The sequence below is a fragment of the Mesorhizobium sp. P2_C7 genome (genome assembly GCF_056404515.1).
The window spans coordinates 122,476-132,176 of record NZ_JBFUDW010000020.1; the positions used below are offsets into that span (position 1 = coordinate 122,476).

Below are 9,701 nucleotides of genomic sequence, written 5' to 3' on the forward strand. Positions count from 1 at the left end.
AAGGATGATATTGACCCCTTTCACATGTGCCCGGTATGTGGACAGACGGTCAACCGGCGCGATTTGAGGCGAGTCATCTGGCACGATGAGCCAAGGCACGAGCCATTGGAGATGGACGCGTAAAGCCCTGCAAGAGGCCTTCGAATGACGACCGATAGCCAAGCCTTCCCGACTTTTACCATGGAAGAACTCGCGCCACCCGGAACGAGCCGTGTCGGCCGCGGTCGAGATCGTAGTCCGATCTTTCATTCCGTCGGTGCCGGCATCAGATCGAGCCGCGGGACAAATTCCTCCAGCGAGTCGTCAATCAGCGGGGGTTCCTCCTCAGCCTCCTGCTTGGGCTCGACCATCAGGAGACCAACGACGACCAGTGCCAGAGAGGCCCATGTCACAGCTGGTATGGCCTCTCCAAGCAAAAGCATACTCCAGCCTATGCCGGCTGCTGTCCCCGCGTAGGCGTTTTGGCTGGCAAAGACGGCACCGGTGCTGGAGATCAACAGGATGAAGAGCAGCATCGCCAAATTGCCGGCGGCAGCCATCAGCACGACGATGACGCCAAGCCGACCGGTCAAGAGATCGAACGGTATGAAGTCCTGATAAAAGACGGCAATTGGAATCAGCATCAAAACCGAGACAACGAGCGTGATGCCGAAAAGCGCGACGTTATCGATATTGGCGGGTTTGGACTCCGAGAGGTAGATATCCTCGGTCGCGTAAGTGACGGGGATTACAAGGGCAATGACCAGCCACAGCCAACTGGTGGCCATTTCCCCGGGCTCTCCGTAGAGAAGTATGATGCAGATGCCGACGAGACCCAAACCAAGCCCTAAAAAACGCTTCAAATTCGGCGCTTCGGTCCGCATCAGGGCGGCGAACAAAAAGACTGCAAATCCCTCGAGTACGATGACAATGGAGACGATAGAAGCTGGAAGCTTGCTTGCCACCCAATACACAAGGACCTGGTTGATCACGGAGCTGATAAACGCAAAACCAAGGATGAACTTCCACTCCGCCCGCGTGAGACCCTTGAGATTCGGCATTGTTTTACGCTTCAGGCTTATCCCGATGCAGAACACAGCTCCAATAATGTCAATAAGGATTGCCAGTCCGACCGGATGAGCCTCGACCAGCGAAGCCATCTTGGAAAGTGGCACAACCACGCCCCATAACCCGCCACATGCCAGCAGCAGTAAAGCGCCACGAAAAGTGCGGATGTTCTGCCGCATCTTTCGTTCGCGCTCGTAGACCTTCTGGGCCATTGTCGCGAACACCGTGGCGAGCTTGCCGAGACCATCTGGACGGCCTGCCACATCGCGGATGCCGAGCTTCGAAGGGTTGAACCGCCCTGTCTCCAGGGTAGCGGCCGCCCTGGTCAGCTTGGCCACCTGCCGCAGATATTCCGTCTCAACGTCGCGGAGTCTTTTCTTCTCAATGCAGGTCGCAACGCGTGCCTTGAGGAGAGCGAGTTCAAAGTTCTTGGGCAGAAAGTCCTCGGCACCAAGCTCAATCGCCTTGACGACGCTGCTCATCTCATCATCGAGCGCTGAGATCACGATGACCGGCACATCCCGCGTCCTGGACGACGCCTTGAGGCTCTTGAGCACCTCGAAGCCGTCCATCACGGGCATGATAATGTCGAGAAGAATGAGATCGAAGCTTTCGCCAGCAAGCCGGTCGAGAGCCTCGCGGCCACTCTCAACCGCCTCGGCTTGATGTCCGAGTGCTTCGACCGACTTCTTGAGCTTGATTCTTATGGTCCGGGAGTCGTCTACTATGAGGATCTTGCCAGGGTTACGCACGACGTCCTCCCAGACCGAAAATCTCTCGAAGCTCCGTGACAGCCAAGTCGAAGGCGTCCTGCGCGCTGTCGATCTGCTGCAAATCCGGCTGTTCCCGACTTTCGCAGCGCCGCTCCAGTCGAGCGCAGATTTCGGCGAGGTCGATAGCCCCCATGTCCCTGGCATTGGATTTGAGAGAATGCGCGGCCCTGCGGGTGGCAGCCAAATCCGAGGCCGCAACAGAAGCCTGCAGGTCTTGCATGATGGAAGGCCCTTCTTCGAGGAAGGACTCCACCAGTTCTACCAGATCGGCTTCCTCGCCACCTACAAGCTCGCGAAGCTTTGCAAGCGCCTCTCTTTCGATAGCCAAAACGACCCCCAAATGCGCCGCTATCTCCTGGCTCCTCAGCCCGTGACCGCGAACTTTTCCCGTTTGTTATTGAAGTGATATCGAAAATCGAACCGTTTCCCGAGATTATCAATGTCCCCTAGTGCTCAAGAAGCTAAATGTCGCAGCAATTCTAATTTAGTGATAGCTCATAATTCGAAAACAATGCCGCCACGGAGCCTGGGGTTGTTGCGCCAGCCGCCTAATTTGCCTCTTCACCGCTTGGTGTGCCGGGCACCGCGAAATCCTTTGCTGCGCCAGCGGGTCTGCGCCCACCAGACACTACCGCCTTGTTCAACGAGGCGATGAGGTCCTCGACGCGTAGCGGCTTGCTGAGATAGTCGTCCATGCCGGCGTCCAGATACCTTTCCCTATCGCCGGCCATGGCGTTGGCGGTGAGGGCCACGATAAACGGCTGACGCGCATCCTGGATACCAGACGCCCGGATCAATCTTGTCGCCGCAAGACCGTCCATGTCCGGCATTTCGATATCCATCAAAATGACGTCGTGGCTGCCTTGCGTGTATGTGGATACCGCCGACCGGCCGTCGATTGCCAGGTCCGGTCGGTAACCAAGGCGCTCCAACACTTTGAAGCCAAGCTTTCTATTGGTGTTGTTGTCATCGACAAGCAGTATGCGAAGCGGAAACTTTTCCGCCATCGAACTATCTAGGGCCGGTCCCTTCGGCTGATCGGTCCGGGCGGGTCGCACAGGAGCCTCCGCAAAGACTGACATGAAAGCATTGAGGAGTGGCGAGGGCTTGATCGGCTTGGGAAGCATGGCCGCGAATTTGATGCTTTCGATGTCCGCCTTGTTCCTCTCATCAAGGGGTACGAGGGAACTCAACAATATCAATGGCAGATCACCGCTTTGACCAAGCCCACGTAATCGTTTGGCCAGTTCAATACCGTCCATCTCTGGCATGTTCATGTCGAGCACGACGGCGTCATAATGTTGGCCGCTTGCAATCCTGTCGAATGCGTTAAGCGGCGATTCGGTTGTATGTGGCACCATGGCCCAGGATTGGGCCTGCAGAGATAGGATTCGCCGGTTGGTTGCGTTGTCGTCCACGATCAGCAACCGTTTGCCCGCGAGTTCAACTTTGGCCACGGACATTTGCGCCTGCCTAGGAGCGGGCGCAGCGGCGGCGCGGATCGTGAAGAAGAATGTTGTACCCGCCCCTTCAACACTTTCCACCCATACTTGCCCACCCATCAGTTCTGCCAGGCGTTTGCTAATCGCCAACCCTAGCCCCGTCCCGCCGTAGCGCCGCGTCGTCGAGGCATCTACCTGGCTGAATGACTTGAACAAGCGATCCAATCGGTCCTCGGGAATACCGATGCCGGTATCGCGTACTGAAAACTGCAGGGTGGACAACCCCTCCGCGCTTCCGCTGTGGGCTGCGCCCGCACCCTCAGTTGCGTGCGGAACTTTCATCACCGATAGTACGATTTCACCTCGTTCGGTGAATTTCACGGCATTGTTGAGGATGTTAAGCAAGATCTGTCGCAGCCTCGTGCTGTCTGCGACAATCCCGTCGGGAGTACCGGGCTCCACCAGGTAGGCAAGGTCGAGCCCCTTCTCCGCGGTCTTGGAGGCTACGAGGTCAATCGCGCTCTCAAGGCATTCCCGCAGTTCGAAGGGCCTTGGATCGAGCTCCAGCTTGCCAGCCTCAACTTTGGAAAAATCAAGTATATCATTGATGATCGTTAGCAGCGCCTCCCCGCTGTGGCTGATCGTCTCGCTGATCTCGCGTTGTTCGGGGTCAAGGTTTGTACCGAGCAGCAAGTTGCTCATTCCGATCACGCCGTTCATTGGTGTGCGGATTTCGTGGCTCATGGTCGCCAGAAAAGAACTCTTCGCCTCATTTGCCGCCTCGGCCGCCTCCTTTGCTTGCTGCAGCGCAAGGGATAGCTGTTTGAGCTCAGTAAATAGCTGCGCGTTATGCAGGGCAGCACCGGCATTGGCGGCAATGGTGGAAAGCAAGCGGAGCGAGTCGTCGGTAAATATGCCCTCCCGGGTAGTGCTCTGCACGCTGATCACTCCTAGCGTGCCTTGCGCCGTCTTGATCGGAACTCCCAGATAGGACAAGGCATCCTTGCCGACGGGGGTGGCCCCGATCTGAGCACCGCGTTCTGCAACATCCTGATTGATAAGCAGCGGGTGGCCAGTTTCTATGATCTTGCTTGTCAGCCCTTCACCGAGGGTTAGCGTATTGAAGGCCTCGCCAAACTGATAGGGGAAATGGATTAGCTTGGTTTCCGGGTCGAGCAGAGCGACATAGACGATATCTGCATCGAAGATTTCCTGCATCTGGTCGCCGATCAGCTGGATCGTGCTTTCGAGTTCGGATTCCGCAATCAGCGCCTGGCTGACCGTGCTGATAGCACCAAGCTCGGCGGCGCGGGCCTCGGTCACTCGTAGCAGGCGCTGTGTTTCGTTAAATAGGCGGGCATTGGCAATGGCGACCCCCATGTTGGAGGCGACCGTCTGCAGAAGGCGTACGTCATTTTCGTCAAACGCATTCTCCAGGTAGCTCTGTACACTGATAACCCCCAGCGTTTTTTCGCCAGACTTGATGGGTACACCTATGTAAGATGCAGTCCTGTCTCCTTCGTTTGGAAAGTACGCGCCAATCTCTCTTCCTTTCGCGAGGGTCTGAAAGACCAACGGCCGCCCTGTTTCTATAATTTTGGACGCTACACCGATGCCGAATGGAAATGGATCAATTACTCTATATTGCCTGAAGTACGCATAAGGGACATGGATCAGGCCGGATTCGCTGTCGTGCAACAAGATTTCGCTGACCTCGGTGCCGAAGGCCTCCCGCACCTTGTCGCCTACGAGGCGAATGACCGTGTCCAGATCCAGCGACTGCGTCATGGCCTCGCCGACGTTATTGAGAATGGCTAGTTCTGCTGCGCGGTCCTCTGTTACTTTCAGCAAGCGCCGCGTCTCGGTGAAGAGCCTCGCCTTTTCAATTGCAATTGACGTCGCATTGCCGATCGTCGTGAGCAGGTTCACGTCCGATTCATTGAAGGCGTGCTCACGATCAAGGTTTTGCAGCGAGATGACGCCCTTGGCCTGTCCTTCGATGATCATCGGTACGAACAGGATCGACTTCGGCGCCTTTCCCTGCGCCACGCTCGGGTTGCCGTATTTCTCGGTCGCGGCGATGATCCCCTCATTGAGCAGCAATGGCTGCCCCGTCTCTAAGACATGCTTGCGAAAGCCAACGAGCGGGATCGGCTCATCGGGGAAGCGAACGTTCCGCTCGATCGCGTAGGGGAAATGCAGGAGGTTGTCGTCCGGGTTGAAAAGTCCGATATCCACCACCTGGGCGTCGAATATCTCATGGATCTTATCGCCGATCTGGTCATATATCGCCTGCATTTGGACATTGGAGACGAGCACCTCCTGAACGCCATTCACGAAGGCCAGTTCAGCGTTGCGGGCCTCCATCATTTTCAACAGGCGCTGGGTCTCATCGAACAGGTGGGCGTTGGCGATGGCGATGCCCATGCTGGATGACAGCCCCTGCAACAGACGCACATGATCTTCATTGAAGACATTCTTCTCGTAGCTCTGCACGCTGACTACACCCAGAATTCTGTCACCGGCGATGATCGGCACGCCCAGGTAGGATTCGGTCCTGTCCTCCTCGGTAGGTATGAGCGCGCCCAGAGCAACGTGTTGCTCAGTCGTACCCAATACCAATGGTTTGCCTGACGATATGACCTTTGACGTAAGCCCTTCGCCCATCGCAAATGGCTCGGGATCCTGATAGCCCTTGTAAAATGCATAGGGTACGGTGATCAGGTCAGACCTATCACTACGCAACAAGATTTCAGTAACGTCCGTTCCGAATATTTCGCGGACCTTATCGCCGACGATGCGAGTGACGGTCTTGACGTTCAGCGTCTTGGCCATTGCTTCGCCGACGCTGTTGAGGATCGCGAGTTCTTTTGCGCGCTCCTCCGAAACTTTCAGCAGGCGCTGCGTCTCATCGAAAAGACGAGCATTGGCGATGGCCACGCCCATGCTCGATGAGAGCCCCTGCAACAGACGGACATGATCTTCGTTGAACGCGTTTTTTTTGTAGCTCTGCACGCTCACAACGCCCAGAGTTTTGTCTCCGGCGATGATCGGCACGCCGATGTAGGATTCGGACCGCTCATCTTCGGTGAGGACAATGACACCCAGTTCAACCGCTTGCTCGAAGGTGTTGAGAATCTTCGGTTTACCCGAGAGGATAATTTGGGAAGTCAATCCTGCACCCAAAGGGAACGGTTCGACCTCCACATAGTCTCGATAAAACGAATAGGGGACACTGATCAAACCAGAGGCTTCATCGTGCAATAGGATTTCAGTGACATCGGTTCCGAATATTTCTCGCACCTTATCACCGACAATACGAGTCACCGTCTTTGCCGTCAATGTCTTCGACATTGCTTCGCCGACACTACCGAGGATTGCGAGTTCCTTTGTGCGCTCCTCACCTATTCTGAGTAGGCGCTGGTTTTCGGCTAAAAGTTTATCAAGTTCAGTCGCTGCAGTGGCCTTTGCGATTTCCAGTTCGACTATTTTGCGGTTGGCGTCCCCTAGACGGCTCACGAGGTCCATTTCGACTAAGCTTGGCATTCGGCCTCTTCCCCAACAGACATCCCGCCGTTTGAGGGGAGCCTTGCTTACCGCCTGAAGGATATTAGCAGATACTGTTACACGCCAATCGCCCGATTGACAGTGCCTTGCGTTCTGCCCCCCAATGATCTGCCTAAAGAGCACAGCGGCCATAACAGTTGAGCCGCGCCGATAATGCCTGTTCCGCTACAAGATAGCTTCCAGCCGGATGAGGATTACCTGCGCATCGACCTACGCATCGAAGCTGCCAATATCTGGTCCTGGGGCACTTCAACTTGGTCGTCGACGATGACTGCTTTCGGGAATCGACAAAAGTCGTCTCTGCGTCCGATTTGCGGCGCAAAGCGGATGTTGATCATGCTGAGAAGGTTGGTTCTGGGTTCGTGTCCCTCTACCACATTTCAGCAAATTCAATCAGTGGCTTAAGTCCCATCAAGGTATAAGGGCGCGAGTAGCCGGGTCGTCACAGGGAAGCCCGCCAGTGCGTTTCCTGAACAGGGTCCGGTCCGACACCGGTTAACCGGGCCGTCGAGTCCAGGCGCCCGTCGGCTAGGCTTCATTTAATCTTCTGCTACATCTTGGCGACCGCCTCTAACGCGCTCGCCACCGTGGCGTCGGGGTGCTTCTTGCAATAAGCAGCGATCTTCTCTGCATTGGCATCTGTCTTGTCAGTGTCGATTTTGGCGTTGCCAGCTTTGCCATGGACATAGCCGTTCACCCACATGGCAACGCGAGCAATCTTGGCGGGCCGCATAGCAGTCACCTCCTTGCAGGTGAGCTTCGACATGTCCACTTCCTCCGCCATTGCGTGGCCGGTCAAACCGATAATCGCAACTGCGAGTGCAATCGGAAAATAGCGTTTCATGGTCAGAGTCTCCTCCCAAAAGCCCCACCTTTGGCTGGCTACCAAGAAACAGTAGTATTCTGTTGGAAGTATGACATTCACGCCCCGTTGCTCTTCGGCGATAGGTCAGCCCGATGCCTTGCATACGCACTCGGAACACTTTCAAGCGCGGTTTCAGGTCGATCGTATCGACTGGTAGCCGGCCACCAGTGATCAACCAGTCGCGCAGGATGGTCTGTAGCACTTCTGACCGTGGCAGGTTCAGTTCGCCAGCAACCAAGCCGATCGATTCGGCCACATCCGGATCGAGGTCTATGCCTTCTACGTTTCGCAGCAGCAGAGCTGCCCGCCGGAGCAATATCTGCAGGTCGTATGGCCAAAACCTGAGCCCGCCATGCCGGGCGGCCGAACAAGATCGCGCACGACGCTTTGCTATCTCGTCGAGCGCTGGTATCATCGAGGGCGTCAAATGCGGCTATGGTGTGAGTTTCGGTTATCCGCCGGCGGATCTTATAATCGCTACCCGTAGCCAGGTGCATTGTCAGGGCAAACACCGATCCGTCTGGGCGACCGAACAGGAGTGAACAGTTGAGCCCCCTTCTGACGGAGATTCGCCAAAGCCCCATGCTTTGGTTGCTGGTCGCTGTGCCGGTGGTGTTCGCCGCCGCGAAGTTCACTCCCGAAGCCCACACGGCGCTCTTTGTCTTGTCGGTGCTTGCCATCGTACCGCTGGCGGGGTTGCTCAGTCACGCTACCGAATCCGTAGCCGCCGAGACAGGTGATGCCGCCGGTGGGCTACTCAATGCCACCTTGGGAAATCTGACCGAGCTGGTCATCGCACTGGCCGCCCTGCGCGCCGGAGAGTACACGTTGGTAAAGGCATCCATTGCCGGCGCGATCGTCACCAACACGCTGTTCATGCTGGGGGCCTCGTTTCTGCTCGGCGGACTCAGATACCATTTCCAGGAATTCAATAGAGCCAGCGCGCGTCTTCAGTCGGGTCTGCTTTTCTTGGCAACAATCGCCCTCCTCATGCCTTCGGCTGTCGCAGAAGTGGACTCGACCTCAACTGCAGCGGTCACCCAAAAGCTCAGCCTTGGCCTGGCCGTTCTGCTGATCGTCGGATATGGACTAGGCCTGTTGTTCTCGCTCCGTACACATCGTGAGGTCTTTGCCGCGGCGGAGCATGCCGAAGCAGGTGAAGCACCGTGGCCGATTAGACTGGCCCTGGCCACGCTGGTCGGTGTCACAGTACTCGTGGCCCTGGTCAGCGAGATCTTCGTCGAGTCAGTTCAAAAGGCAGCCGAAGCTTTGGGGATGACCCCTGCTTTTGTCGGCTTTATCGTCGTCGCACTGGTTGGTGGCGCCGCCGAAATGGCCTCGGCGTTTTCCGGCGCGCGCAAGAACCGGCTCGACTTGAGCGTGGGGATCGCGCTGGGAAGCGCTTCCCAGATCGCTTTGTTCGTTGCACCCGTACTGGTGCTGCTGAGTTACCTGGTCGGCCCGTCGCCGATGGACCTGCAGTTCTGGCCGGGTGCCGTGGTGATGGTGCTAATCGCGACCCTAACCGCGATGTTCGTCACGAACAGCGGACGGTCGGCATGGTTCGTCGGCGTCCTCGTGTTGATGGTATACATAATCTTCGCCATGACGCTGTACATCCTGCCGCCGGCTATACCGTGAAGTCAACGTGACCATCGGCGGCGTTCCTGACCGTGAACAGCAGAAAGGTCGGAGATCATGTCGGCAAAGACACGCGACAAGCCGCAAGCAAGGCAAATGAGGCGTCTGTTCTTCTTGGCGCTCGTCCAGCAACTTCGTGTGGTCTGGCCCATCCTGTCGGGGATTCTCCTGGTCATGGTTGGGTCCGGGCTTATGATCTGGCGCATAGAGAGTTGGCGGATCGACGAGGCCCTCTACTTCACCTTCGTGACAGGGCTCACTATCGGCTATGGCGACTTTACGCCCAAACATGTTTCGGCGCGGTTGCTGTCATTGGTGATCGGTTTCGCAGGGATTGTGCTGACTGGGCTCGTTGCGGCTGTCAGC

At 56.6% G+C, this 9,701-nt stretch carries 6 protein-coding genes; 2 read left to right on the forward strand and 4 right to left on the reverse strand.

Features of this window, described 5'->3' with window-relative positions:
* Positions 1-245 precede the first annotated feature (245 nt).
* From AC1D2G_RS31380 to AC1D2G_RS31395, 4 genes are all read right to left on the reverse strand, one after another.
* Complete coding sequence (locus AC1D2G_RS31380; protein ID WP_477418881.1) at positions 246-1,799, reverse strand: response regulator; 1,554 nt, start codon at positions 1,797-1,799, stop codon at positions 246-248.
* The gene (locus AC1D2G_RS31385; protein ID WP_477228301.1) at positions 1,792-2,148 is read right to left on the reverse strand and encodes an Hpt domain-containing protein; all 357 of its coding nucleotides are present in this window, start codon (positions 2,146-2,148) and stop codon (positions 1,792-1,794) included. Before AC1D2G_RS31385 ends, AC1D2G_RS31380 begins: the two co-directional genes overlap by 8 nt.
* Positions 2,149-2,368: 220 nt before the next feature.
* On the reverse strand, positions 2,369-6,808 hold the full coding sequence (locus tag AC1D2G_RS31390) for a GAF domain-containing protein (protein ID WP_477228302.1): 4,440 nt from the start codon (positions 6,806-6,808) through the stop codon (positions 2,369-2,371).
* Positions 6,809-7,379: 571 nt separating this feature from the next.
* Entirely contained in the window at positions 7,380-7,673 is a 294-nt protein-coding gene (locus AC1D2G_RS31395) for an HdeA/HdeB family chaperone (RefSeq protein WP_457155595.1), read from the reverse strand.
* A 567-nt stretch (positions 7,674-8,240) separates the two neighbouring features.
* Here AC1D2G_RS31395 and cax point away from each other — a divergent pair.
* Positions 8,241-9,335, forward strand: coding sequence for a calcium/proton exchanger (cax, locus tag AC1D2G_RS31400; RefSeq protein WP_477228303.1), 1,095 nt, complete (start codon positions 8,241-8,243; stop codon positions 9,333-9,335).
* A 96-nt stretch (positions 9,336-9,431) separates the two neighbouring features.
* On the forward strand, positions 9,432-9,701 hold a 270-nt coding region (locus AC1D2G_RS31405), incomplete at its 3' end, for a potassium channel family protein (RefSeq protein ID WP_477418883.1).

Excerpts from the sequence above, each read along its gene's own strand:
- AC1D2G_RS31395 (WP_457155595.1), bottom strand. The coding sequence starts at position 7,673 with ATGAAACGCTATTTTCCGATTGCACTCGCAGTTGCGATTATCGGTTTG.
- AC1D2G_RS31390 (WP_477228302.1), bottom strand. The coding sequence starts at position 6,808 with ATGCCAAGCTTAGTCGAAATGGACCTCGTGAGCCGTCTAGGGGACGCC.